Raw genomic sequence first — 23850 nt, forward strand, 5'->3', positions numbered from 1 at the left:
ACGACGAGTTCTCGAACCTGACTCTGTGCGGGCTGTCCTGGCATGTGCCGGGGCAGCCCGCTGCTCTTCCGTGAGGCTCAGCGCGCCGGGAACCCCGCGTTCACGAACTCGACGACGCGTGCGATCTGCTGCTTGCGGGTCGCCGTGGCGGAGGGGTTGTGGGCGTAGACCATCCGGCGCTCGGCGTGGCGGGTGGCGAACATGCCGCTCGCCCAGCCGGGGCCCGATCCCGTCTTGCCCCAGACGGTGGTGCCGGCCGCGTCGAAGCGCATCAGGCCGCCCGCGCTGAAGCAGGCCGTCGCCGAGAGGCAGGTGTTCTCCTGGGCGTTCGGCACGGCGGGGACCTCGTACAGGTGTCGCTGCTGGGCCGGCGGCAGCAGGCGGCCGCGGAGCAGTGCGGTCATGAAGCGGTCCAGGTCGGCTGCTGTCGAGACCAGGCCGCCCTCCGCCCAGTACCAGGCGGCGCTCGGGTCCGTCGACATCCGGGTGTGGCGCAGTCCGAGCGGGCGCAGGATGTGGCGTTGCAGTGCGTCCCCGTAGCTCCGGCCGGTGGTCCGCTCCACGAGCAGTCCGGCGACGAAGCTGTTCAGACCGTTGTACTGCTGGGCCGTACCGGGGGCGGGGGTGCGGCCCGGGTGGGCGGCCTCGTCCGCCGCGAACGAGGCGCGCACCACGCTCTGCGGGTCGGCCGGGCCTCCCGCGGCGTGGGGCAGATCGCTGGTGTGGTCCATGAGCTGCCGTACGGTCACTTCGGCGTACGCGGTGGGGATCAGGGCGGGCAGGTAGGTGCGTACCGGCGCGTCGATGGCGATGCGGTGCTCGGCGGCGAGCCGGAGCACCAGGGCGTTGGTGAATATCTTGGTCACGCTGCCGACCGGGAGCTGTGCGCCTGGGGTCACAGGACCGGCTGACCCGGCCCAGGCCCCGGGATGCCCCGCCGTTCCCATGCGTACCAGGGCGCCGTCCGAGACGTCATCGGGCAGCCGGGCGAGCAGGGCGCGCAGCGCGGCGGAGTCGGGTGCAGTGGAGTCGGGTGCAGTGGAGTCGGGTGCGGATGTTCGGTCGCCCTGAGCCACCACGAGAGTGGTGGGCGCGGTGGGCACAGCGGGCGCGGCCAGGGCGCTCGGAGTGCTTACGCAGCAGGCGAGGGCCGCCAGGGCGATGCCGGCGGTGGCGATGCGGGGGACGGTGCGGGTGCGGGGGCGGGGGCGGGTGTTCATCGGTGGCTCCTGGAGAAGGCCGGGGCGTGAGCGGTTCGTGACACCAACTCTCTTCTGCTGCAAGGGCCTTACCCATCGGTGATCACCCTGGCCGGACCCCGACGCCACTCCGGTTCCGCTCAGGGTCGCCGACCTACTGCACCCGCAGGGTGCCAACCCCCTTCACCGCACCCCTAGGGGCGCGGCCGGCCCGCACCGGAGCTGCGTCCTTCGCGACTTCTCTGACCGGCAACCCCCTCTCCGCACGGGCGAGTTGACGGTCAATGCGGCGGTCGTGCAGGTGGCCGATGAGGGACGGAAGGGCGAGGAGGAAGAAGACGAAGGCGACGACGAGGAGGTTCAGGAAGGTGCTGGTCTCTGTGTTCATGCCTCTACTTTCGTCCGGTGGAAGCAGATTGATGAGTGGCAGGACTGTCACCATTCATCGAATTACTGCCACACTGGCTCCATGCTGAAAAACGTGGCCGTCGCGCTCGTCGACGGAGTGAACCCCTTCGAACTCGGCGTGCTCTGCGAGGTGTTCGGCATCGACCGCAGTGACCAGGGCCTGCCCGTCTACGACTTCGCCGTCTGCGGGGTCGAACAGCGCGAACTCACCTCCCGCTCCGGCGCGTTCACCATCAACGTCCCGCACGGCCTGGAGCGGCTCGAAGAGGCCGACCTGATCGCGATCCCCGCCGACCAGCACTGTGAGGCCCGCACCTACCCGGAACCGCTGCTCGCCGCACTGCGGCGGGGCGTCGACCGGGGAGCCCGGGTGCTCAGCGTCTGCTCGGGCGCGTTCGTACTGGGCGCGGCCGGACTGCTCGACGGCCGCCGCTGCACCACCCACTGGCGGCATGTCGACGAGCTGGCCCGCCGCTTCCCGAAGGCGCGGCTCGAACCCGATGTGCTGTACGTCGACGAGGGCCCGGTCATCACCTCCGCGGGGACCGCCGCGGGCATCGACGCCTGCCTGCACCTGGTCCGCCAGGAGGACGGCCCGGAGGTCGCGAACACCATCGCCCGCCGCATGGTGGTGCCGCCGCACCGGGACGGCGGCCAGGCGCAGTACATCGAGCGCCCGCTCACCCGCACCCGCTGCGACACGGTCGGCGAGGTGCTGGCCTGGATGGAGCGGCACCTCGAACTCGACCTGACCGTGGAGCAGTTGGCCGAGCGCGCCCACATGTCGCCGCGTACCTTCGCCCGCCGCTTCCAGCAGGAGACCGGCACCACCCCCTACCGCTGGGTGCTGCGTCAACGGGTGCTGCTGGCCCAGCAGTTGCTGGAGGCGACGGACGAGACGATCGACACGGTCGCGGACCGGTCCGGTTTCGGTACGGCGGCAGGGCTGCGTCACCACTTCCTGCGCACGCTCGGCACCACCCCGCACGCGTACCGCCGGACTTTCCGCGGACCGGCCCGCGCGGCGTAACTCCGGGGCGGAGGTCAGCTGTTGGGCACGGTCTCGTACCGCGCCGTGCCCTCTTCCATCTGCTTCAGGGCGTCCTTGCGCTCCCGCTTGGACAGCCGGTCGATGTAGAGGCGGCCGTACAGGTGGTCCGTCTCGTGCTGGAGGCAGCGGGCGAAGTAGCCGGTGCCCTCGATGGCGATCGGGTTGCCCTCGGCGTCCTGGCCGCGGACGACCGCGTAGTCAGGGCGGGCCAGCTCGGCGTACGCGGTGGGGACGGACAGGCAGCCCTCGTTGGAGTCGTCGAGGACGCGGCGTTCGGCGGGGAGCTCGTCGAGGACCGGGTTGCAGATGAGGCCGGTGTGGCGGACGCCGTCGTCGTCCGGGCAGTCGTAGATGAAGACCTTGAGGTCGACGCCGATCTGGTTGGCGGCCAGGCCCACGCCCTCGGCCGCCTTCTGGCTGGCGAACATGTCGTCGATGAGCTTGGCGAGCTCACCGTCGAACGCGGTGACGTCCTTGCACTCGCGGTGCAGGACCGGGTTGCCGACGACCGTGATCGGGCGGGCGGTGCCGCGCTCGCGGTACGCCAGCTCGCGCGCCTCGCAGTCCTCCGTGTCCACGACGAACTCGCTCTTAACCTGCTCGTCGACCTGCTGCTGCTGCGCCATGTCCGCCGTACGCCTTCCTCAAAACCCCAGTGATGTGCCCGTACAGCGTACGTGCCGCGGTCAGCAGACCTCTTCGAGATCCCGCCATTCCCGGCTGTCCGGGCTGTCCGCGACCCAGCCGTCGAGCAGGCCGCGCACCAGTCCGGGCGGTGCGGCGAGACCGCACTCGCGCTCGGGGACCCACAGCTCGCCGTTGGTCCGGTGGCCGAGGGGGCCTGGATGTCCGGGCTCGCTGTGGTCGTGCGGGTCGAGGTGCTGCTCGCCGTCGCCCTCGTCGGAGGGCATCCGCGACTCCGAGCAGGTCCGGCACAGCAGCCGTACGGACGAGGACCAGTCCTCGGCGGCGAACCCGGCGTCGGCGGCCAGCCGCTCCAGGGCGTCCCGGTCGGCCTCCGTGGCGGCCTCAAGGAGGACCACCCAGGTCGGAACCGGCGAGGGCGCCCACAGCTCGATCTCGTCGAATACGGGGAAGGAGGGGCCGGCGGCCGTCACCCGCTCCCCGTGCGGCACGCCGTCGTGCAGGACGACCTCGCCCCAGCGCCGCCCGGAGGACGGCAGCGGGATCGAAAGGACCTCCATGCGGGCGGGGTCCAGCCTGCGCCCCCACACCACCTCGGCCTCGCCCTCGGGCGACAGCCGGACCGCGGCGCTCCCCAGCTCCATCCCGACCGGCTCACCGCTCTCCGTCGGGCCGCCGGGCACCTTCAGCCCGTACGCCTGCCAGGCCCGGCGCGCGAGCGGCCAGTCCTGCAGCGCGGTGGCGGCGATCCCGACGTTCCACCAGTCGGGGGCGCCGGTCTCGCGGTCGAGCAGGGCGACGGCCCGCAGTCCAGCGGCCCGCGCCTGGTCCCAGTCGTGCCGGAACTTGTGCAGCAGCGCCAGATTGAACCAGGACTCCGAAAGCCAGGGTTCGAGGTCCGCCGCACGCGTCAGCAGCGCTCCCGCGTCCTCGTACCGACCGTCGCCGATCAGCGTGAACGCGCGGTCGGTGGCCTGCCGCCACGAGGCGGAGGGCCGATGCCGTACCTTCCCGAAGATCCTCACGATTCCCGCCTGCCGGTTGGCTCTCTTCCCCCGGCTTCCGCACTCTCCAGGGGCTCTCTTCGCATCCAACCATGCCCGGTCGGAGGCCCGCTCATTACCCACTGGTTACCCAGGTGGGGGCAGGGCGACTCCGCGCGCGGGACTCCCCCGTCGAAGCACGCGGGCCAGGGATTCCACCACCTCGCTCTGGTAGTCGTGCCCGGTGCCCGTCCGCAGTTGTTCCAGTGCGCTCAGCGGACCGCCCAGCCCCCCTCCGCATTCCCCCGAGAGGTCGTCGTACGCGTTGACGGTGCGAACGATACGGGCGGTGAGCGGCTGCTCACGGTACGGGTCGGCCTGCCGCTCCACGACGACGGCGACCTCGTCGAGGACCCCGGTCTGGCGGACGACCGCCCCGCCGAGCAGCGCGATGCGGCGCTGCTCGGCGGCGGGCAGCGAGGCGGTCGCACCGGCCGGAACGGGGTCGATCAGCGACAGCTGCCCGATGTCGTGCATCAGGGCCGCGTACTCAAGGAGCGTCAACTCCGCTCCGGACAGCCCGAGTTCACGCCCCACGGCCACCGCGAGTACGGCCACCCTGCGGGCGTGCCCGGCTCTGGTGTACCCGGCGACCTCGGTGGCCCTGGCCAGGGAGGCGATGGTCTGCCGGTAGGTGTCCCTGACCTCCCCGTACCGCCGGAACGACAGCTGGGTCAGCAGCAGCGGCACACAGAACACCGGCAGCGCCCACAGCCCCGCCACGGCGACGGCCAGCGCCATCACCACACCCGTCGCGCAGACCGCGGAGCCGATCCCCCGCAGCGCCCGCAGTTCGTCCCGGAGCAGCGGACCGTACGGATACCCGGTACGGGAGGCGGCGAGCGCGGCGGCGAGCACCGCCTCGCACAGCCCGGTGAGCGCCAGCAGCACCACCAGGAACAACGCGAACCAGGTCCCCTGCCCCACCCATGCCTCCACCACCCCCGAGTGCTGGAGCGGCTGGAAACACACGGCCGCGAACCCCACGGTCAGCACCCGCCGGGCCATCCGGTCGAGCCCAGGTCCCGGCCCCTTCATGAAGAGGTGCGGGACGGCCCCCGCGGCCAGCGCCCCCGCGGTCACCACCACCACTTGCCACACCCCGTGCCCGGTGGGCTCCCCGCCGCACTGCCCGAGCAGGGCGTACGCCAGCGCCCCCGCGGTCCCCAGCGGCGCGGCCCCGTCCCCCCGGTGGGCCACCTCGCCCACCCAGATCAGCCCCCAGAACGCCACGGCGACCCCGGGCTGCGCCATCCCGTACCGCCCCACCCCCACCAGCGCGGCGACGGCGAGCAGCACGGCCGCCGCCCTGACGAGCAGGACGATGCCGGGCGGCCGCTGCCCCCTCATGCCGGCCACCCCCGCCTCATGACCGCCGCCCTCGCCGCCCCGCCCGGGACGGCACGGCTCCCCGCTGCCCCACCAGGGACGACGTACCGGCACCCCCGGCAGGCGGCACAGGAGGCGGTCCGGCAGACGGCACAGGAGGCGGTCCGGCAGACGGCACAGGAGGCGGTCCGGCAGACGGCACAGGAGGCGATGCCTCAGGCGCTGCGGCGTCCACTCCCGGCCGGCCCGTCGGCGCGCTCTCCCCCTCGTCCGCCGTCACCGCGGGATTCCACCCTTCCTTCCCCAGCGCCGCGACCAGCGCCCCCACCATCCGTACGTCGAACTGCGCCCCCGCACACCTCTCCAGCTCGGCCACCGCCTCCGCCACCGGCCGGGCCCGCCGGTACGACCGGGTCGAGGTCATCGCGTCGAACGCGTCCGCCACCGCCACCACCCGCGCGAACTCCGGGATCCGCTCCCCGGCCAGCCCGTACGGGTAGCCGCTCCCGTCCATCCGCTCGTGGTGGTGCAGGATCGCCGCCCGCGCCTCCCCCAGGAAGCCGATCCCCCGCACCATCTCGTGCCCGTACTCCGGATGGAGTTCGATGACCCGCCGCTCTTCGGGCGTCAGCGGCCCGTCCTTCCGCAGCAGCCGCGTCGGCACCCCGAGCTTCCCCACGTCGTGCAGGATCCCGGCGAACCGGAGCACTTCCCGGCGCTCCTCGTCCATCCCCAGCTCGGCGGCCATCATGGCCGAGGCCCGCCCCACCCGTTCGCTGTGGCCCCTGGTGTAGCGGTCCTTCAGGTCGACCGCCTGGACCAGCGCCCGGACGGTCGCCCGGTGCGCGTCGTGCTCGCGCTGGTACTGGGCGAAGGCCCAGCACGACAGATACATCGGCAGCAGTACGAAGAGGGCGGCGACCGGCCCGTACGGGCTGCGCCACAGGACGGCCATCATCAGCCCGGCGAGCCCGTGCACACAGTGCGGCGCCAGCGACCGTACGAAGAGGCCCCGCCACGCGGTCCGCACCGGCACCCGCTCGGCGGTCACGAGGATGGAGCCGTCGAGCACGGTCAGCACGACGCAGAAGCCGGCCATCGCCGCACCGGCGGGCAGCAGCGCATACGGAAAGTCCGGCACCGAGCCGTGCGGCGGTCCGGTGACCGGCCGTCCGCCCAGCACCGTGCAGAGGTACGAGGCGACCCAGACGGCGATCGCGAGCTCCGCCGCCCGCCACACCCGCCGCACCCCGCGCGGCCTCCGCTCCACCCGCCCGAGCAGTGCACCGGGCACGGCGACGAGGGCGGCGGCGGAGGGCGGCAGCAGGAAGACGGCGGCGAGCGGAACGGGGAAGAAGGCCCCGGGGCCGGCCGAGACCCGGTGCCGGAAGAGGGGGCAGCGGGGCAGCAGCTCGCAGGCCGTGTACAGGACGGCGAGCAGGGCGACGGCGTCCCAGGGGGTGCGGTCGAGGCCGGCGGCGAGGACACAGAGTCCCGCGAGGAGCACGGCGCACAGGACGCAGGCCCGCGCTCCCGCCGGTAAGGCTCGCACCGCTCCCCCGCAACCCTCGGCTCCGCCGCCAAATCGTGCGTCAGGCTAGCCATTCGGGGGCCGGGGAATGCACGAAGGCCGCCGGTTCCCCCCATCGGGTGACGACGGGACGGGAACCGGCGGCCTGGCGCGGTGCGTTGCCTCAGTACTGCTGCTTCACCACTGCTGCTTCAGTACTGCTGCTTCACCCGAGTACTGCTACTTCTTCTTCTCGACCGCGGCCGACAACACGTCAGACGTCACGTCGGGCAGCGGGGGGACGAGGTCCGGAGCGGTCACGTCCTGCTCGGGGACGGCCTGCCCCGACCGGATCAGATCGATCCGCCCCAGCACCTTCGACCGCAGGTCGACCGGGACGTCGTCCGACCCGCAGCAGCGCTTGACGAGCTTCTTCACGGCCTGCTCCAGGCCGTACTTCTCCAGGCACGGCGAGCACTCCTCGAAGTGCTCCTCGAACTTGGTGCACTCGCCGTCCGGCATCTCTTTGTCGAGGAACTCATAGAGATGGTCGAGCACCTCAGAGCAGTCCGTCTCGTGCGGATCTCCGCAGCTCATGAGCCCGAGCCTTTCACGTCGTTCGACTCCCCGGACGCCGATCCGGCACCCGCAGGCACCAGGCCGCGGTCCCGGGCGTAGTCCTCAAGCATGCCGCGCAGCTGGCGGCGGCCCCGGTGCAGCCGGGACATGACCGTACCGATGGGTGTCCCCATGATGTCCGCGATTTCCTTGTAGGCAAACCCCTCGACATCGGCGAGATACACCGCGATTCGGAACTCCTCCGGGATCGCCTGGAGTGCCGACTTCACGTCGGAGTCGGGCAGGTGGTCCAGCGCCTGCGACTCGGCGGAGCGCAGCCCCGTCGACATGTGCGACTCGGCACGCGCCAGCTGCCAGTCCTCGATCTCCTCGGAAGCGCTGCGCAGCGGCTCGCGCTGCTTCTTCCGGTAGGAGTTGATGAACGTATTGGTGAGAATCCGGTAGAGCCAGGCCTTGAGGTTGGTCCCCTCGCGGAACTGGTGGAAGGACCCGTACGCCTTCGCATACGTCTCCTGGACCAGGTCCTCCGCATCGGCCGGGTTGCGCGTCATGCGCAGCGCGGCCGAGTACATCTGGTCGAGGAAGCCCAGCGCGTCCCGCTCGAAGCGCGCATTGCGCTCGGCGGTGGTCTCCTCCGCGTGGCCGTCGTCGGTCCCTGCGTCGGTCCCAGTGACCGGACCCACCTCCTTCAGCGCCGTGGCGGGCCCGAATGCGGACCCACTCGACTCGGAGGATAGACGACTACCCTGCTTCCCCGCCGCCCGAGCGGACGTGGTCGCCGCCGCAGACAGCACCGTCCACTCCAGGTCAGAGGCTTGCGGGCGGCGCGGGCAGATGGTGGAACCCATGCGGCGAACTCCCTCTCGTTTCTACGTCGGACGAAGGCGTCAACAGTGGTTCGCCACCCGGCATTCCCGAGCGCGTCACCGCAGCCGCAGAATCCACTCCCGCACCCCGTCGACGATGACCTCCAGCGCCTGCTCCTGACCGAGCTCCGCCCGCTTGGGCACGGCGAACCCGTGGTCCCCGTGGGGCACTTCCACCGTCTCGAAGTCCCCTTCGGGGAACTCTGCCGGCCGTCCGAAGGGATCGTTGCCGCCCTGTACGACGAGCGTGGGCACGCCCGCGCCCAGCAGCTCGTCCGCCCGTGACTTCTCGGGCTTGCCGGGCGGGTGCAGCGGAAAGCTCAGCGCGAGTACGGCGCGGGCGCCCAGCTCCTGCGCCGTCCGGCACGCCACCCGCGCCCCGGCGCTGCGCCCGCCCGCCACCACCGGCACCCCGGCCTTCTCCAGCACCGGCCACACGCCGCGCCACCCGACGTCCAGGGTCTTCGGCGCCGGTGCGACCTTTTTCCCGGCGACCCGCCAGGGCTGCTCGACGAGCGCGACAGCGACGCCCTCGGCGGGCAGGGCGGCGGCGATCGCCTGCAGGTCCCGGGCCTCGATTCCGCCACCGGCCCCGTGCCCGAGGGCCAGCACGGCCCACGGCTTGCGCTTGCCGCCCTCGTACCAATGCACGCGCGCCTCACCGGCATCGGTCTCCACGCTCACCACTCGGCTCATGGGGCCATCCTGCCGGGTCGGGCACGTGCGGGTGTGTTGTGGCTGGCCCGCGCGGGGAACTTCAGCCCGTCCGGCGTTTGAGGACGCGCGGCGCAGCCGTGCACGGGGCTCAGCCGTGCACGCAGCGCAGCCGTGCACCGGGCGCAGCCCTGGACATCAGCCCACCCCACACGTACGACGCTCAGAACAGCGTCCCCACCTCCGGCCCCGCCAACTCCCCCACCAGCTCGGGGCCGTTGTTGCGGACATTGCTGACCGCCGTCCCCACCGGATACGCCCGCACCAGCCCCGCCCCCGGTGCCACCAGCAGCCCTCGTACCTCCTCCGGCTCCGTGAGCGACGGGTCGAGCCACGCCGCCCACTTGTCCCGCGTCAGCATCAACGGCATCCGGGGATGGATCTCCGCCAGCGACGAAGGCCCGCCCTCCCCCGCCGGTCCGCCGGCCAGCGAAGTGGTCTCCGCCTCCGTCGTCACGACGGAACACGTCGCCCACCAGGCCATCGGATGCTCGTCCGGCAGCGTCCGGTCCCGCCAGAACTCGTAGATCCCGGCCATCGCCATGACCGCCCCGTCCGCCGGCGTCACGAAGTACGGCTGCTTGCGCACCCGCTTCCGCTTCCCCTGCTCCTCAAGCTCGCGCTCGTCGGCCGAGGTCACCCACTCGTAATAGCCGTCCGCCGGCACAATGCACCGCCGCGCCGCGAACGCCTTCCGGAAGGACGGCTTCTCGTGCACCGTCTCGGCCCGCGCGTTGATCATCCGCGCCGCGCCCTCGGGCGACTTCGCCCAGGACGGCACCAGGCCCCACTTCAGCATCCGCAGCTGACGAACCGGACGCGGGTCGTCTGCGTCCTTCACACGACGTTCCAGAACCACCGGCACGGACTTCGTCGGTGCCACGTTCCAGTCCGGTACGAAAGTCTCGGCCGGGTCCCACTTCTCCACCTCGAAGAGTCCGGCGAGGTCTTCGGCCCCCCGGCTCACCGCATAGCGTCCACACATACTTGTCACACTGCCACGCCCGTACAGCCCTCAAGGAGCCGCCCGAAAAATGGACACCTTCAATACGGCCGGCGCCCACCTCTCAGCCCACATCTCCACCCTCGCCGCCTCCGACATCGGCTCCCTCTGGGACCGCCTCACCGGCACCCAGCCCGACCCCGCGAAGTGGATCCTGTACGCGACGGCCGCTCTCGCCCTCGTCGCGGTCGTCCCGCACCCCCTGTGGCGGCTGTCGCGCAACGCCATCACCATCGCCCACGAGGGCGGCCACGGTCTGATCGCCCTGCTCACCGGCCGCACCCTCACCGGCATCCGGCTGCACTCCGACACCAGTGGCCTCACCCTCAGCCGCGGCAAGCCGACCGGCATCGGCATGATCCTGACCGCCGCCGCGGGCTACACCGCCCCGCCCCTGCTCGGCCTCGGCGGCGCCTGGCTGCTCGCCGCCGACCACATCACCCTCTTCCTCTGGCTGGCGACGGCGCTGCTCCTCGCGATGCTGGTGATGATCCGTAACGCGTACGGGGTACTGACGGTCGTCCTCACGGGCGCCGCCTTCGTCCTGGTGTCCTGGCTGACGGGACCGGACGTGCAGGCCGCGTTCGCCTACACCGCCGTGTGGTTCCTGCTGCTCGGCGGCGTACGTCCGGCCTTCGAGCTGCAGTCGAAGCGGCGGCACGGCGGAGCACCCGATTCCGACGCCGACCAGCTGGCCCGGCTCACGCACGTACCGCCGCTGATGTGGCTGGCGATGTTCCACGTCGTATCGCTGTGCGCACTGCTGGGCGGCGGGCGCTGGCTGCTGGGGCTGTGACCAGTGGCGGACGCACGCGGACGGGCGCAGACGAAAGCGACGGGCGGCCACGGGAGCGAGGAAGCCGGTAAGTGGCAAGCCACTAAAGTGGAGGCCATGACCGAAAGCGCCGTGCACCCTGCCCTCTGGCCCGCCCCCTACGCGACCGGGGCCGTCGACGCGACGGTCACCGTGCCCGGCTCCAAGTCGGTCACCAATCGTGCGCTCGTCCTGGCCGCGCTCGCCGCGGAGCCCGGCTGGCTGCGCCGCCCGCTGCGCTCGCGCGACACCCTCCTGATGGCCGAGGCACTGCGCTCCATGGGCGTCGGCATCGAGGAAGGGGTGGGCCCCGACGGCTCAGGCGAGGCCTGGCGGATCATTCCGTCCGGGCTGCACGGCCCGGCCACCGTCGACGTCGGCAACGCGGGCACGGTCATGCGCTTCCTGCCGCCCGTGGCAGCCCTCGCGGACGGCCCGATCCGCTTCGACGGCGACCCGCGTTCGTACGAGCGCCCCCTCGGCGCGGTCATCACGGCCCTGCGCTCCCTCGGCGCCCGCATCGACGACGACGACCGGGGCGCCCTGCCCCTCACGGTCTTCGGCGGCGGCGCCCTGGCCGGCGGCGTGGTCGAGATCGACGCCTCCTCGTCCTCGCAGTTCGTGAGCGCCCTTCTCCTCTCCGCCCCCCGCTTCAACCAGGGCGTGGAAGTACGTCACACGGGCCCCACGCTCCCCTCCCTCCCCCACATCCGGATGACCGTCGACATGCTGCGCGCGATCGGCGCCCAGGTCGACACCCCCGAGTCCGGGGGCGAGGCGAACGTCTGGCGGGTCACCCCCGGCGCCCTCCTCGGCCGCGACCTGACCGTCGAGCCCGACCTCTCCAACGCGCAGCCCTTCCTCGCCGCCGCCCTGATCACCGGCGGCCGGGTCACGGTCCCCGACTGGCCCGAGCACACCACCCAGCCCGGCGACGCGCTGCGGGAGATCTTCACCGCGATGGGCGGTACGTACGAACTGACCGAGCAGGGCCTGACCTTCAGGGGCACGGGCACGATCCACGGCATCGACTGGGACCTGAGCGAGGTCGGGGAGCTGACCCCGGGCATCGCCGCCGTCGCCGCTCTCGCGGACTCCCCGTCCACCCTCCGGGGCGTCGCCCACCTGCGCCTGCACGAGACGGACCGCCTGGCCGCGCTCACCAAGGAGATCAACGGTCTCGGCGGCGACGTCACCGAGACCGCCGACGGTCTGCACATCCGGCCGCGCACCCTGCACGGCGGCACCTTCCACACGTACGACGACCACCGCATGGCGACCGCGGGATCGATCCTGGGCCTGGCCGTCAAGGACGTACGCATCGAGAACGTGGGGACGACCGCCAAGACCCTGCCCGACTTCCCCGCCATGTGGTCCGACATGCTCGCGGGCAACTGACGGGCCGGGCGAGAAGACGATGCGCCGCTACGGCAAGAACCCCGACGAGGACGACATCCGCGTCCGCCCCAACCGCAAGGGCAACCGCCCCCGCACCCACATCAGGCCCAAGCACGAGGACGCCCAGGAGGGCATGGTCCTCACCGTGGACCGGGGCCGCCTGACCTGCCTCGTCGAGGACCGTACGGTCATGGCGATGAAGGCCCGCGAGCTGGGCCGCAAGGCGGCGGTCGTGGGCGACAAGGTCATGATCGTCGGGGATCTGTCGGGCACCAAGGACACCCTGGCCCGCATCGTCCGCATCGAGCCGCGCGCCTCCGTGCTGCGCCGCACGGCCGACGACGACGACCCCTTCGAGCGGGTCGTCGTCGCCAACGCCGACCAGCTCGCCATCGTCACCGCCCTCGCCGATCCCGAGCCGCGCCCCCGCATGATCGACCGCTGTCTGGTGGCAGCGTACGACGGCGGTCTGACACCGCTCCTGGTCCTCACCAAGTCCGACCTGGCCTCCGCCGACGAGCTCCTGGAGATGTACGTCCCGCTGGGCGTGCCGTACATCGTCACGAGCCGCGAGGAGCTGGAGAACGGCGCGGCGAGCGACGTCGTCCGCGAGCACCTGGACGGGAAGATCACCGCCTTCGTCGGGCACTCGGGCGTCGGCAAGACCACCCTGGTCAACACCCTCGTCCCCAAGGAGCGCCGCCGCACCACCGGGCATGTCAACGCGGTCACCGGACGCGGCCGGCACACCACCACTTCGGCCCTCGCGCTCCCCCTGGCGGGCGAGTCCGGCTGGGTGATCGACACCCCGGGTGTACGGTCCTTCGGCCTGCACCACGTGGACCCCTCGCGCGTCATCCTCGCCTTCCCCGACCTGGTGCCGGGGACGGAGGAGTGCCCGCGCGGCTGTACGCACGACGAGAACGCGCCGGAGTGCGCGCTGGAGAAGTGGGTGGCCGACGGGCACGCGGACCCGGCCCGGCTGTACTCGCTGCGCCGACTGCTCGCCACCCGGGAACGGCGCGAGGGCGACTGAACCCAAGCGTTTGCCCCGGCGTCCCTCTGGTAAAGGCATAATCGCACCGAGCGGGACGAGCCGAGACGAGCAGTCACCTACACGGGAGACAGGGGAGGCACTCAATGGCCTGGCTGCTGGTGGTGGTCGCCGGAATTCTCGAAACCGGCTTCGCCGTCTGCCTCAAGCTCTCCCACGGCTTCACGAGACTGTGGCCGACGGTCGCCTTCGCCGCGTTCGCGCTGGGCAGCTTCGGCCTTCTCACCCTGTCCCTGAAGAAGCTGGACGTGGGCCCGGCGTACGCGGTCTGGACCGGCATCGGCGCGGCCGGCACCGCGATCTACGGAATGATCTTCCTGGACGACGTGGTCTCCACCCTCAAACTCGTCTCCATCTCCTTCGTCATCATCGGCGTCATCGGCCTCCAGCTCTCGGGCTCCTCGCACTGAGCCCTCGCAGGCCCTCCGGTCCTCGCACTGAGTGCCCGTAAGCCCTCCGGCCCCTCCCGCTGAGTGCCCGTAAGCCCTCGGGCGCCTCGCACTGACTGCCCGCAAGCCCTCGGGCTCCCGTACCGATCGCCCGCAGGGCTCACGCACGCCCCTCGGCGACCACGCCCCGTACGAACTCCCCCACCCCGCCCTCCGCGCCCGGTGCGACCGCCCAGGACACCGCCAGTCGCACCACCACCTCGCACGGCCACCGCTCGCCCACCGCCGCCGCCACCCGGTCCCGTACGACGGCGACGACCTCCCCCGCGCCCGGCGCGCCCCCGTCGGCCCTTCGCTGGGCCGCCCCCGCGGCCGTTGCCGGGATCCCTCTGGCCGCCCGCCCCGACGGCAGCCGCTCCGGCCAGCAGCCGCTCACCAGCGCCCGTACCAGCGGATTTTCCCGTGCGGCCCGTACGATCCACTCGGCGACCCCGGCCAGCCGGTCCGTGTCGGCACCCGTGCGGTCGGCGAGCACCCGGTCCACGCCGGCCAGGAAGCCGTCCGCCTCCCGCCGCACCAGCGCCCGCGCCAGCCCGTCCTTGCTGCCGAACTCGTTGTAGAGGGTCTGCCGGGACACCCCGGCCACCGCGGCCACGTCGACCATCCGCACCGCCGACCAGGGCCGCGCCGCGAGCGCTGCGTAGGCGGCGTCCAACAGGGCTTCTCGGGCAGTGGGCACAGCATCGCCTCCCGCCTGTCAGCGTTGACGGCCCGTCACCGACTGTCAAGGGGGCCTGCCCGGTGCCGCGCCCGAGGTCCCGTATGGTCACCTGCTGATCAGCCTCGATACTGTGGCCGCATGCCCGACTATCACGATGACCTGCGCCTCGCCCACGTCCTCGCCGACGCCGCCGACGCCCAGACCATGGACCGGTTCAAGGCCCTGGACCTCAAGGTCGAGACGAAGCCGGACATGACCCCGGTGACCGAGGCCGACAAGGCGGCCGAGGAGCTGATCCGCAACCATCTCAAGCGCGGCCGCCCGCGTGATGCGGTACTCGGCGAGGAGTACGGCCTGGAGGGCTCGGGCCCGCGCCGCTGGGTGATCGACCCCATCGACGGTACGAAGAACTACGTACGCGGCGTCCCGGTCTGGGCCACGCTGATCTCCCTCATGGAGGCGGGCGAGGGCGGCTACCACCCGGTCGTCGGCGTCGTCTCCGCACCCGCGCTGGGCCGCCGCTGGTGGGCGGCGAAGGGCGGCGGCGCGTACACCGGCCGCAGTCTGACCTCCGCGACGCGCCTGCACGTCTCGAAGGTCCCCAAGGTCGCCGACTCGTCCTTCGCGTACTCCTCGCTCTCCGGCTGGGAGGAGCAGGGCCGCCTCGACGGCTTCCTCGACCTCTCCCGCGCCTGCTGGCGGACCCGCGGGTACGGCGACTTCTGGCCGTACATGATGGTCGCCGAGGGCTCCGTCGACATCTGTGCCGAGCCCGAGCTCTCCCTCTGGGACATGGCCGCGAACGCGATCATCGTCGAGGAGGCCGGCGGCAGCTTCACCAGCCTGGACGGCGTCCGCGGCGTAGAGGGCGGCAACGCTGCGGCCTCCAACGGCCTGCTCCACGACGAGCTTCTCGGGTACCTCAACCAGCGCTACTGAGTGCCCTGCTGGGTGTCCTGCGGGGTGCTCTGCTGGGTGCTCTGAGGGGCGTGTGACGAGATTTTGCACGCCCCTCAACTCACCTCTACCACCCTCTTGTTGACGCCGCACGAGCCTGCGACTCTAAAAGCTCCCTCACTTGTGAACTTGTGAATTCGTTCTCGTACGGATTCACACCCAGGAGGTGGCTGTACTCCATGCTCGTACGCGATGCCATGAGCACGATGGTCCTCACCATCGGCCCCGCCCACACCCTCCGCCAGGCCGCCCGGCTGATGTCCGCCCGTCATGTCGGGGCGGCCATCGTCCTCGACACCGACACCAGCGGACTCGGCATCCTGACCGAGCGCGATCTGCTCAACTCGATCGGTGCGGGCCAGAATCCCGATCTGGAGGCCGCCGGTTCCCACACCACCACCGACGTCGTGTTCGCCTCCCCCTCCTGGACCCTGGAAGAGGCGGCCGGCGCCATGTCGCACGGCGGCTTCCGCCATCTGATCGTGCTGGACGACGACCAGGGCGAGCCGATCGGCGTCGTCTCGGTCCGCGACATCATCCGCTGCTGGGCCCCGAGCCGCCACCATCCGGCGGCACTGGCGGGCTGAGGGCTCCGTACGGTACGGAAAAGCCGGTGGGCCGGGCCCCACCAAGGGAACCCGGCCCACCGGCCCGTACCTGCCTCTGCTGCCCTACTTACCGCGCAGCGCCTGCACCGCGGTCTCAAGGCGCTTGCCGAAGTCGCCGTCCGCCTGCCGGAAGTTGTTCACGGCGCGCTCGGCGATGTCGTCGCGCGACACCTTCGAGATGAAGCCCGCGAGGTTGTCGATCAGGCGGCCCTTCTCGTCCTCGGACATCATCCGGTAGAGGTTGCCCGCCTGCACGAAGTCGTTGTCCTCGGCGTGCGAGGGCGCCTCGTGGTTGCCGGTCGCGCCGGTCACCCCGGTCGGCTGCCAGAGCGGCTTGTCCGTCTGGAACGGGCCGCCGAAGCTGTTCGGCTCGTAGTTCTTGGCGCCCGCGTGGCGGCCGTCGTAGAGGAAGCCGTCGCGGGAGTTGGTGCGCGCCTCGGTGGCGTGCGGGCGGTTCACCGGCAGGTGGTCGGCGTTGATGCCGACGCGGTAGCGGTGGGCGTCGCCGTACGCGAAGAGACGGCCCTGGAGCATCTTGTCCGGGGACGGGCCGATGCCCGGCACGAAGTGCGCGGGGCTGAAGATCGACTGCTCGACCTCGGCGAAGATGTTCTGCGGGTTGCGGTTGAGCTCCAGCTTGCCGATCTCGATCGGCGGGTAGTCCTCGTGCGGCCACACCTTCGTGAGGTCGAACGGGTTGAAGCGGTACGTGGCTGCCTCGGCCGCCGGCATGATCTGCACCTGCACCGTCCAGGACGGGAAGTCACCGCGCTCGATGGACTCCCGCAGGTCGCGCTGGTGGCTGTCAGGGTCCATGCCGGAGAGCTGGTTGGCGTCCTCGGTGGTGAGGTTCTTGATGCCCTGATCGGTCTTGAAGTGGTACTTCACCCAGAAGGCCTCGCCCTGGGCGTTGTTCCACTGGTAGGTGTGCGAGCCGTAGCCGTTCATGTGGCGCAGGGTCGCCGGGATGCCGCGGTCGCCGAAGAGCCACGTCACCTGGTGGGTCGACTCCGGGCTCAGGCCCCAGAAGTCCCACACGTTGTCGGCCTCCTGGGAGCCCGTGTACGGGTCGCGCTTCTGCGTGTGGATGAAGTCCGGGAACTTGATCGCGTCCTTGATGAAGAACACCGGCGTGTTGTTGCCGACGAGGTCGTAGTTCCCCTCCTCCGTGTAGAACTTCAGCGCGAAGCCGCGCGGGTCACGGACGGCGTCGGCGGAGCCCAGGTTGCCGGCGACGGTGGAGAAGCGCAGAAACGTCTCGGTCTGCTTGCCGACTTCCGACAGGAACTTGGCGCGCGTCCACTGCGAGACGTCGCGGGTCAGCGTGAAGGTGCCGTACGCACCGGCGCCGCGGGCGTGCACGACACGCTCCGGGATGCGCTCGCGGTTGAAGTGCGCGAGCTTCTCGAGCAGCGCCTGGTCCTGGACGAGAACCGGCCCGCCCACACCCGCCGTCTCGCTGTTCTGGTTGTCGGCGACCGGTGCGCCGGCCTCGGTGGTGAGCGGTCCCTGCGACGTCACGTGCGCCTCCTGCGTCATTCCTGACAAGTCCTGTCCCTTGGCTTATCGCCGTAGCCGATCCTACAATGGACATTGTCTAAGTCAAGTAAACATCCAAAGTCACATCCGTTCGGGACTAAGGTCCCTCCCCTGTTAGGCTGGGCGACATGAGTGACCTTCTTGAACGACTGCGTGGGCGCGGCTGGCGCATGACCGCACAGCGCCGTGTCGTGGCCGAGGTCCTCGACGGGGACCACGTCCACCTGACCGCCGACGAGGTGCACGCACGTGCCGTCGACCGGCTCCCGGAAATCTCGCGCGCCACGGTGTACAACACGCTGGGCGAGATGGTCTCCCTCGGCGAGGTCATCGAGGTCTCCACGGACCGCCGCGCCAAGCGCTACGACCCGAACGCGCACCGCCCGCACCAGCACCTGGTCTGCGCGAAGTGCGGCGCCATCCGCGACGTCCACCCGGCCGGCAACCCCCTCTCCGACCTCCCGGACACCGAACGCTTCGGCTTCACGATCTCCGACGTGGAAGTCACGTACCGCGGAATCTGCCCGAACTGCGCGTAACGCCTTCAGCCCGTCCGGCGTGCGGGTGCGGACCACGTCCGTGCACGCACGCAAAACACCGGTGGCCCGGAACTCTCTCGAGTTCCGGGCCACCGGTGTTCACTACTTCAGTAGCGGGGACAGGATTTGAACCTGCGACCTCTGGGTTATGAGCCCAGCGAGCTACCGAGCTGCTCCACCCCGCGTCGGTAAACCTGACTCTACGCCCCGCCCCCCACCAGCGCAAATCCCTTACGGAGGCCCGGCACGGGGCCGGGTTCGGCGGCCGGGTACGAGGGCCGCACCCAGCCCCCGTACCCCCTAAGCCGTCAACTCCTGATGCAGCGCATCGCGCAGCCGAGCCGCCCGCTCCGCCACCTCCGCCGGCCCCAGCTCCACCGCCCGCACGCACCACCGCTCGCCTTCGCCCAGCTCCCCGCGCCGGGCCGCCAGCAGCGCCAGCCGCAGCGCCGCCCGCCCGTGCCCGGCGTGCGCGGCCCTGGTCCACCACAGCTGGGCCTCCGGCTCGCGCCCCTCGCGCGCCAGCAACAGCCCCAGGTTGAAGGCGCCGCCCAGGCTTCCCGCCTCGGCCGCCTCCCGGTACCACCGCGCCGCGCCCTCGACGTCGCCCCGCCCGGCCGCGAGCATCCCGACCCGTACCTGCGCACGGCGGTGCCCCTGCTCGGCGGCCCGCTCGTACCACTCCTCGCACTCGGACTTCTCGTCCACCGGCTCGCCCAGCACGGGCGGGCCCGCGGGCGGCTGCTGTGCGTCGAGCAGCATCCCCAGCCGGAACGCACCCTCCGGACTGCCCCCGCCCGCGGCCCTCCGCAGATGCGACTCCGCGTCGCGCTCGTCGCCGTCCCGCAGCAGCGCGATGCCGACCTGCAGCGCGGCTTCCGTGTGCCCGGCGGCGGCGGCCCGCTCGTACCACTCCAGCGCGCCCTGCTCGTCGCCCCTGCCCGCGTACAGGATCCCCAGGTTGAAGGCGGCGTCGACACTGCCCACCTCGGCCGCCTTGGAGAACCACGGCTCGGCCCCGGACGGGTCGCCGCCCTGCAGCAACAGGATCGCCAGCGCGTTCGCCGCCTCGCGGTGCCCCGCGTAGGCCGCCCGCCGGTACCACTGCTCGGCCTGCGCGGTACGCCCCTGGGCAGCGCACAGCAGCCCCAGGTTGTACGCCCCGTTGATGTCGCCGGCGTCCAGGGCGGCCCGGTACCAGCGCTCGGCGGTCTGCTGCTCGCCCCGGGCGGCGTGCTGCGCGCCCAGCGCGTTGGCGGCGTTCCCGTCGCCCTCCTGGGCGGCGCGCAGCCACCACACGGCGGCGCTCTCCTCGTCGCCCGCGTCGCGCAGCAGGAAGCCCAGCGCGCACGCGGCGCGCGGCTCGCCGTCCTTGGCGGAGGTCAGGTACCAGCGCCCGGCCTCCTTGAGCTCGCCGCGGGCCTCCAGGATGACGCCCAGGTGCAGGGCGGCCCGGCGGTGGCCGCGCGCGGCGGCCTGCCGGTACCACTGCTCGGCCTCCACCTCGGGCGGCTTCTCGCCGGGCGCGACGGAGGAGGAACGCAGCATGCGCGGGTCGGTGTCCCAGGTGATGCCCCGCCGGCTGGCGACGTCCGCGGCGGGGCCGCCGCCGGTCGGTGTGCCCGCACGGCGGTCGAGGAGACGGGCGAGGCGGTACGAGGCTTCGCGGTGGCCCTGCTCGGCGGCGGCGCGCAGCCAGCGCTCGGCGCCGACGTCGCCACGGTGTTCGAGGAGGTCGGCGAGGGCGTAGGCGCCCAGCGCGTGCCCGTGCTCGGCGGACTGGCGCAGCCAGTACTCGGCGGCCGGCTCGTCGCCGCGCTCGCGGTAGTGCCTTCCCAGGGCGTGGGCGGCGGCCGCGGAGCCCGCGACGGCGGCGATGCGCCACCAGCCGGCGGCCTCCTCCGCGTACCCGCGCTGGAGCAGCAGGACGCCGAGGTTGTTGGCGGCGGCCCGGTCGCCCTCGGCGGTGGCGGCACGCAGGTGGGGCTCTGCACCGTCGAGGTCGCCGCGGCGCAGCAGCAGGGACCCGAGGACACTCATGGACGCGGCGTCGCCGTTCGCGGCGGCCTGCCGGTGACGCACCTCGTCCTCCGCCGTGGCGGTGTCGGTGCCGTCCTGCGCCGTCTCGTCCCGAGTCATCTCGTCCCGAGCCGTCTTGTCCCGCGTTGTCTCAACCCGCCCTGTCTCCAACAGAGTTGCCCTGTCCCCCATAGTTTTCATCGTCGCACCACCCGCAACCCGGGTACACCTGGTATACCGCAGTCATTGAGGTCACTACAGCGTTTTGTCGACATGCCCACAGGGCGACAAGTCAAACACATTCGGTACGGGGACATACGACGAGGGCCCGGATCCTCAATGGATCCGGGCCCTCGTCTTTTCAGTAGCGGGGACAGGATTTGAACCTGCGACCTCTGGGTTATGAGCCCAGCGAGCTACCGAGCTGCTCCACCCCGCGTCGTTGTTGTGCAACCGTACCACGACGCGGGGAGGGGCCTGCCAGCGCTTATTCGTTCTTCGCGGGCTCCTTCGGATCCTGCTTGGCCGGCGGTGCCTTCTGGGCGTCGGCCGCCTGCTGGAGCGCCGTCTGAAGCTTCTCCTGGGCCTTGCCGTAGGCCGCCCAGTCCTGCTTCGCCAGCGCCTTCTGGCCCTCCTCGTACGCCGCCTGGGCGTCCGCGACGGCCTTCTGGAGCGCCGCCGACCCGGTGGCCGGCGGCTTGGTGGTGCCGTCGCCCTTGTCCGGCGGCGGCTCCGCGCCCTTCTCGCCGAAGACCGCGTTGAGCGCCTCGGCGAGCGAGTTCTTGAAGACGGTCTCCTTGCCGTACGAGACGCCGACCTTCTTCAGCAGCGGGTACTGGGCGTTGTTGCCCTGTGCGTACACCGGCTCGACGTACAGGAATCCGTCATTGAGCGGGATCGTCAGCAGGTTGCCGTACTCGATGTCCGAGTTGGCGCCCTTGGTGTTGCGGACGAACTCCGTCACTTCGGGGTTGGTGCTCAGCCGGTTCTGCACCTGCTGCGGCCCCAGTACGTCACCCGTCACCCTCAGCAGTCTTATCGTGCCGTAGCTCTTGCTCGCGGCATCGGCGTCGACCGCCATGAACCCCCCGAGGTTGGGGCGTCCGTTGGGCGTGAAGGTGGTCGTCAGCGAGAACTTCTGGTTCGTGTCACCGGGCATCTTCAGGCTCAGGTAGTACGGCGGCACGGCGCCCTTGGCGTCGGTCGTCGGGTCGTCCGGGACCTGCCAGGCGTCGGAACCGCTGTAGAACTGCGCCGGGTCCTCGACGTGGTACCGGGTGAGCAGCTCGCGCTGGACCTTGAACATGTCCTGCGGGTAGCGCAGGTGCGCCTTGAGCTGCGGGTCGATCTCGGACTTGTCCTTGACCGTGCCCGGGAACGCCTTCTTCCAGGTCTGCAGGACCGGGTCCTTCTCGTCCCACTCGTAGAGCTGGACCGAGCCGTCGTACGCGTCGACGGTGGCCTTCACCGAGTTGCGGATGTAGTTGACCTGGTTCTGCTGGGCGACCACGGCGCGCTGGTTGGTGGTCAGCGAGTCCGTCGTGGTGTCCCCGAGCGTCGTGCGCGACGCGTACGGGTAGCCGTTGGTCGTCGTGTACGCGTCGACGATCCACTGGATCTTGCCCTTGACGATCGCCGGGTAGGCGTCGCCGTCGATGGTCAGCCACGGGGCGACCGCCTCGACGCGCTGCTTGGGCGTGCGGTTGTAGAGAATCCGCGAACCCTCGCCGATGGCACCGGAGTAGAGGATCTGCGGCTCGCTCATCGTGACGGCGTAGGCCGCACGGTTGAGCGGGTTGGAGAGGTTGACGCCACTGTCACCCTTGTAGCTGGTGTTCTTGGTGTCCTCGCCGTTCTTCTCGTAGTCGAGCTCCTGCTGCGGGCCGCCGACGATCGAGTACTGCTCGGTCTTCTCGCCGTAGTAGATCCGCTGCTCGTACTTGCCGCCGTCGGTGAGGGCGCCCCTGGCGGGGAGACCGGACTCGGTGAAGTCCGGGCCGCCCTCGTTGTCCGCGTTGACGGACGTGCCCTTGGCAGCGACCACGCCGTATCCGTGGGTGTAGGTGAAGTGGTCGTTGATCCAGTTGCGCTTGGGGATGCCCTTGAGGTCCAGCTCGCGCAGGCCGATGACGGTGTCCTGGCCGTTGTACCGGTCCACGTCGAGGGTCTGCGGGAACTGGTAGTACTTCCGCTCCTGCTGGAGCTGGCGGAAGGTGGGCGAGACGACGTTCGGGTCGAGGAGGCGGTAACTGGCCGCCGTGTCGGCGTCCTTGCGCAGTTGCGCGTTGTTGCCGCCGTCGTTCGTGCCCTTGTAGTCGGTGACCTTGGCGCCGTCGATGTCGTAGGCCTGCCGGGTCGCATCGATGTTCTTCTCGATGTACGGGGCTTCCTTGGCCTGCTCGTTCGGCTGGACCTGGAACTTCTGCACGATCGCCGGGTAGAGCCCGCCGATCAGGATCGCCGAGAGCACCATCAGGCCGAAGCCGATCACCGGCAGCTGCCAGGTACGGCGCCACAGCGTCGCGAAGAACAGCACGGCGCAGATGACGGCGATGCAGAACAGGATCGTCTTCGCCGGGAGGTAGGCGTTGGCGTCGACGTAGCGCAGGCCCGTCCAGTTGCCGGTGGCCTTGAAGTCACTGGACTTCACGGCCAGGCCGTACCGGTCGAGCCAGTACGCGACGGCCTTCAGCGCGACGAAGATGCCCAGCAGCACCGAGAGGTGGCCCGTGGCCGCGGCGGTCGCGCGCGCACCGGGGCTGGTCAGGCGCAGCCCGCCGTACAGGTAGTGCACCAGGGCCGCGGCGACCAGCGAGATCACCGCGGCGGCGAACCCGAAGCCGAGCAGGAAGCGGTACCACGGCAGGTCGAACGCGTAGAACGACACGTCAAGACCGAACTGCGGGTCCTTCTGCCCGAACGGCACCCCGTTGAGGGCCAGCAGCCAGGTGCGCCACTGGCCGGACGCGGAGGCACCGGCGATCAGCCCGACGAGGGCGGTGATCGCGACGAGCACCCACTTCTTGTACGGAGCGAGACCCATCCGGTAGCGGTCGAGGCTCTGCTGCTCCATCGACATCGCGCTGAGCGGCGGCCGCAGCCGGTGCGCCAGCCAGATGTTCACGCCGACGGCCGCTGCCATGAGCAGACCGAAGACGGCGAAGAGCCCGATCTTGGTCCACAGAGTGGTGGTGAAGACGGACGAATACTTGACCGATCGGTACCAGAGCCAGTCCGTCCAGAACCCGGCGAACATGACGAATGCCATGGCCAGAACGGCCAGTACACCCAGTGTCATGAGCAGGGTCCGGGCGCGCCGGGAGGGCCGGCCCACTCTGATCCGTGGCCCGGTCGGGCCTCCGCCGCGGTCCGGCATCTGGAAAGCCAACGTGCGCACCTCGAAGTTCGCTGTGTTGTTTGCGGGGCACCGCGTCCGCGGAGCCGTACCTATGCAACTTACTGAAG

General features: G+C 71.0%; 22 protein-coding genes and 2 tRNA genes. 8 read left to right on the forward strand and 16 right to left on the reverse strand.

The genetic code is table 11. The features are described from left to right. Nucleotides 1-77: 77 nt before the first annotated feature. Nucleotides 78-1220 carry a serine hydrolase domain-containing protein gene (locus AB0D18_RS17450; protein ID WP_362418472.1) on the reverse strand — a complete coding sequence of 381 codons (1143 nt, stop codon included), beginning with the start codon at nt 1218-1220 and terminating at the stop codon, nt 78-80. Between the two features lie 133 nt (nt 1221-1353). Continuing rightward, nucleotides 1354-1587, reverse strand: coding sequence for a hypothetical protein (locus AB0D18_RS17455; RefSeq protein ID WP_362418475.1), 234 nt, complete (start codon nt 1585-1587; stop codon nt 1354-1356). A gap of 81 nt (nt 1588-1668) precedes the next feature. Here AB0D18_RS17455 and AB0D18_RS17460 point away from each other — a divergent pair, with 81 nt between their 5' ends. Next, complete coding sequence (locus tag AB0D18_RS17460) at nt 1669-2637, forward strand: helix-turn-helix domain-containing protein (RefSeq protein WP_362418478.1); 969 nt, start codon at nt 1669-1671, stop codon at nt 2635-2637. A gap of 14 nt (nt 2638-2651) precedes the next feature. Here the strand turns inward: AB0D18_RS17460 and def are convergent, their stop codons facing one another. The 8 genes from def to AB0D18_RS17500 form a co-directional block, all read right to left on the reverse strand. Beyond that, nucleotides 2652-3284: a peptide deformylase gene (def, locus tag AB0D18_RS17465; protein WP_362418481.1), complete on the reverse strand. Its 633-nt coding sequence runs from the start codon at nt 3282-3284 to the stop codon at nt 2652-2654. 60 nt (nt 3285-3344) lie between these two features. Continuing rightward, complete coding sequence (locus AB0D18_RS17470) at nt 3345-4328, reverse strand: hypothetical protein (protein ID WP_362418484.1); 984 nt, start codon at nt 4326-4328, stop codon at nt 3345-3347. Nucleotides 4329-4433: 105 nt separating this feature from the next. After that, a complete protein-coding gene (locus tag AB0D18_RS17475) occupies nt 4434-5696 on the reverse strand; it encodes an HD domain-containing protein (RefSeq protein ID WP_362418487.1) in 1263 nt (420 codons plus the stop codon). Between the two features lie 16 nt (nt 5697-5712). Further along, nucleotides 5713-7227, reverse strand: coding sequence for an HD-GYP domain-containing protein (locus AB0D18_RS17480; protein WP_362418490.1), 1515 nt, complete (start codon nt 7225-7227; stop codon nt 5713-5715). A 198-nt stretch (nt 7228-7425) separates the two neighbouring features. After that, on the reverse strand, nt 7426-7782 hold the full coding sequence (gene rsrA, locus AB0D18_RS17485) for a mycothiol system anti-sigma-R factor (RefSeq protein WP_362418493.1): 357 nt from the start codon (nt 7780-7782) through the stop codon (nt 7426-7428). After that, nucleotides 7779-8447 carry a sigma-70 family RNA polymerase sigma factor gene (locus tag AB0D18_RS17490; RefSeq protein ID WP_362418496.1) on the reverse strand — a complete coding sequence of 223 codons (669 nt, stop codon included), beginning with the start codon at nt 8445-8447 and terminating at the stop codon, nt 7779-7781. Before AB0D18_RS17490 ends, rsrA begins: the two co-directional genes overlap by 4 nt. A gap of 240 nt (nt 8448-8687) precedes the next feature. Beyond that, complete coding sequence (locus AB0D18_RS17495) at nt 8688-9326, reverse strand: alpha/beta family hydrolase (RefSeq protein WP_362418499.1); 639 nt, start codon at nt 9324-9326, stop codon at nt 8688-8690. Nucleotides 9327-9507: 181 nt separating this feature from the next. Then, nucleotides 9508-10329, reverse strand: a complete 822-nt coding sequence (locus AB0D18_RS17500) for an SOS response-associated peptidase (RefSeq protein WP_362418502.1) — start codon at nt 10327-10329, stop codon at nt 9508-9510. 49 nt (nt 10330-10378) lie between these two features. On the opposite strand from AB0D18_RS17500, the gene AB0D18_RS17505 reads away from it, so the two are divergent. The 4 genes from AB0D18_RS17505 (at nt 10379) to AB0D18_RS17520 (ending at nt 14023) form a co-directional block, all read left to right on the forward strand. Further along, the gene (locus AB0D18_RS17505) at nt 10379-11143 is read left to right on the forward strand and encodes a M50 family metallopeptidase (protein ID WP_362418505.1); all 765 of its coding nucleotides are present in this window, start codon (nt 10379-10381) and stop codon (nt 11141-11143) included. A 96-nt stretch (nt 11144-11239) separates the two neighbouring features. Continuing rightward, nucleotides 11240-12559 carry a 3-phosphoshikimate 1-carboxyvinyltransferase gene (gene aroA / locus AB0D18_RS17510; protein WP_362418508.1) on the forward strand — a complete coding sequence of 440 codons (1320 nt, stop codon included), beginning with the start codon at nt 11240-11242 and terminating at the stop codon, nt 12557-12559. Nucleotides 12560-12578: 19 nt separating this feature from the next. Continuing rightward, nucleotides 12579-13595: a ribosome small subunit-dependent GTPase A gene (rsgA, locus tag AB0D18_RS17515; RefSeq protein WP_362418511.1), complete on the forward strand. Its 1017-nt coding sequence runs from the start codon at nt 12579-12581 to the stop codon at nt 13593-13595. A 104-nt stretch (nt 13596-13699) separates the two neighbouring features. Continuing rightward, entirely contained in the window at nt 13700-14023 is a 324-nt protein-coding gene (locus AB0D18_RS17520; RefSeq protein WP_362418514.1) for a multidrug efflux SMR transporter, read from the forward strand. A gap of 139 nt (nt 14024-14162) precedes the next feature. On the opposite strand, the gene AB0D18_RS17525 is transcribed toward AB0D18_RS17520, so the two are convergent. Next, on the reverse strand, nt 14163-14741 hold the full coding sequence (locus AB0D18_RS17525; protein WP_362418517.1) for a TetR/AcrR family transcriptional regulator: 579 nt from the start codon (nt 14739-14741) through the stop codon (nt 14163-14165). A gap of 120 nt (nt 14742-14861) precedes the next feature. Here AB0D18_RS17525 and hisN point away from each other — a divergent pair, with 120 nt between their 5' ends. Next, on the forward strand, nt 14862-15662 hold the full coding sequence (gene hisN, locus AB0D18_RS17530) for a histidinol-phosphatase (protein WP_362418520.1): 801 nt from the start codon (nt 14862-14864) through the stop codon (nt 15660-15662). Between the two features lie 197 nt (nt 15663-15859). Continuing rightward, on the forward strand, nt 15860-16267 hold the full coding sequence (locus AB0D18_RS17535) for a CBS domain-containing protein (protein ID WP_362418523.1): 408 nt from the start codon (nt 15860-15862) through the stop codon (nt 16265-16267). A gap of 84 nt (nt 16268-16351) precedes the next feature. On the opposite strand, the gene AB0D18_RS17540 is transcribed toward AB0D18_RS17535, so the two are convergent. Beyond that, nucleotides 16352-17827, reverse strand: coding sequence for a catalase (locus AB0D18_RS17540; protein ID WP_362418914.1), 1476 nt, complete (start codon nt 17825-17827; stop codon nt 16352-16354). Nucleotides 17828-17955: 128 nt separating this feature from the next. On the opposite strand from AB0D18_RS17540, the gene AB0D18_RS17545 reads away from it, so the two are divergent. Next, the gene (locus tag AB0D18_RS17545) at nt 17956-18366 is read left to right on the forward strand and encodes a Fur family transcriptional regulator (RefSeq protein ID WP_362418526.1); all 411 of its coding nucleotides are present in this window, start codon (nt 17956-17958) and stop codon (nt 18364-18366) included. Between the two features lie 111 nt (nt 18367-18477). Here the strand turns inward: AB0D18_RS17545 and AB0D18_RS17550 are convergent. The 4 genes from AB0D18_RS17550 to AB0D18_RS17565 all read right to left on the reverse strand — a co-directional run bounded on the left by AB0D18_RS17550 (nt 18478) and on the right by AB0D18_RS17565 (nt 23761). Next, nucleotides 18478-18551 (reverse strand) — tRNA-Met (locus tag AB0D18_RS17550). Nucleotides 18552-18666: 115 nt separating this feature from the next. Continuing rightward, complete coding sequence (locus tag AB0D18_RS17555; protein WP_362418529.1) at nt 18667-20586, reverse strand: tetratricopeptide repeat protein; 1920 nt, start codon at nt 20584-20586, stop codon at nt 18667-18669. 164 nt (nt 20587-20750) lie between these two features. After that, a tRNA-Met gene (locus tag AB0D18_RS17560) sits at nt 20751-20824 on the reverse strand. Between the two features lie 48 nt (nt 20825-20872). Continuing rightward, nucleotides 20873-23761 (reverse strand): UPF0182 family protein, encoded by a 2889-nt coding sequence (locus AB0D18_RS17565; protein WP_362418916.1) that lies wholly within the window; start codon nt 23759-23761, stop codon nt 20873-20875. Nucleotides 23762-23850: the final 89 nt, after the last annotated feature.

It is taken from the genome of Streptomyces sp. NPDC048442, assembly GCF_040651475.1.
GTDB lineage: Bacteria > Actinomycetota > Actinomycetes > Streptomycetales > Streptomycetaceae > Streptomyces.

Coding starts and splice junctions, on each gene's coding strand:
- def (WP_362418481.1), bottom strand. CDS start 3,284: ATGGCGCAGCAGCAGCAGGTCGACGAGCAGGTTAAGAGCGAGTTCGTC.
- rsgA (WP_362418511.1), top strand. CDS start 12,579: ATGCGCCGCTACGGCAAGAACCCCGACGAGGACGACATCCGCGTCCGC.
- AB0D18_RS17555 (WP_362418529.1), bottom strand. CDS start 20,586: ATGAAAACTATGGGGGACAGGGCAACTCTGTTGGAGACAGGGCGGGTT.
- AB0D18_RS17565 (WP_362418916.1), bottom strand. CDS start 23,761: ATGCCGGACCGCGGCGGAGGCCCGACCGGGCCACGGATCAGAGTGGGC.
- AB0D18_RS17460 (WP_362418478.1), top strand. CDS start 1,669: ATGCTGAAAAACGTGGCCGTCGCGCTCGTCGACGGAGTGAACCCCTTC.
- AB0D18_RS17495 (WP_362418499.1), bottom strand. CDS start 9,326: ATGAGCCGAGTGGTGAGCGTGGAGACCGATGCCGGTGAGGCGCGCGTG.
- AB0D18_RS17500 (WP_362418502.1), bottom strand. CDS start 10,329: ATGTGTGGACGCTATGCGGTGAGCCGGGGGGCCGAAGACCTCGCCGGA.
- aroA (WP_362418508.1), top strand. CDS start 11,240: ATGACCGAAAGCGCCGTGCACCCTGCCCTCTGGCCCGCCCCCTACGCG.
- AB0D18_RS17540 (WP_362418914.1), bottom strand. CDS start 17,827: ATGACGCAGGAGGCGCACGTGACGTCGCAGGGACCGCTCACCACCGAG.
- AB0D18_RS17545 (WP_362418526.1), top strand. CDS start 17,956: ATGAGTGACCTTCTTGAACGACTGCGTGGGCGCGGCTGGCGCATGACC.
- AB0D18_RS17535 (WP_362418523.1), top strand. CDS start 15,860: ATGCTCGTACGCGATGCCATGAGCACGATGGTCCTCACCATCGGCCCC.
- AB0D18_RS17505 (WP_362418505.1), top strand. CDS start 10,379: ATGGACACCTTCAATACGGCCGGCGCCCACCTCTCAGCCCACATCTCC.
- rsrA (WP_362418493.1), bottom strand. CDS start 7,782: ATGAGCTGCGGAGATCCGCACGAGACGGACTGCTCTGAGGTGCTCGAC.
- AB0D18_RS17455 (WP_362418475.1), bottom strand. CDS start 1,587: ATGAACACAGAGACCAGCACCTTCCTGAACCTCCTCGTCGTCGCCTTC.
- AB0D18_RS17475 (WP_362418487.1), bottom strand. CDS start 5,696: ATGAGGGGGCAGCGGCCGCCCGGCATCGTCCTGCTCGTCAGGGCGGCG.
- AB0D18_RS17450 (WP_362418472.1), bottom strand. CDS start 1,220: ATGAACACCCGCCCCCGCCCCCGCACCCGCACCGTCCCCCGCATCGCC.
- AB0D18_RS17520 (WP_362418514.1), top strand. CDS start 13,700: ATGGCCTGGCTGCTGGTGGTGGTCGCCGGAATTCTCGAAACCGGCTTC.
- hisN (WP_362418520.1), top strand. CDS start 14,862: ATGCCCGACTATCACGATGACCTGCGCCTCGCCCACGTCCTCGCCGAC.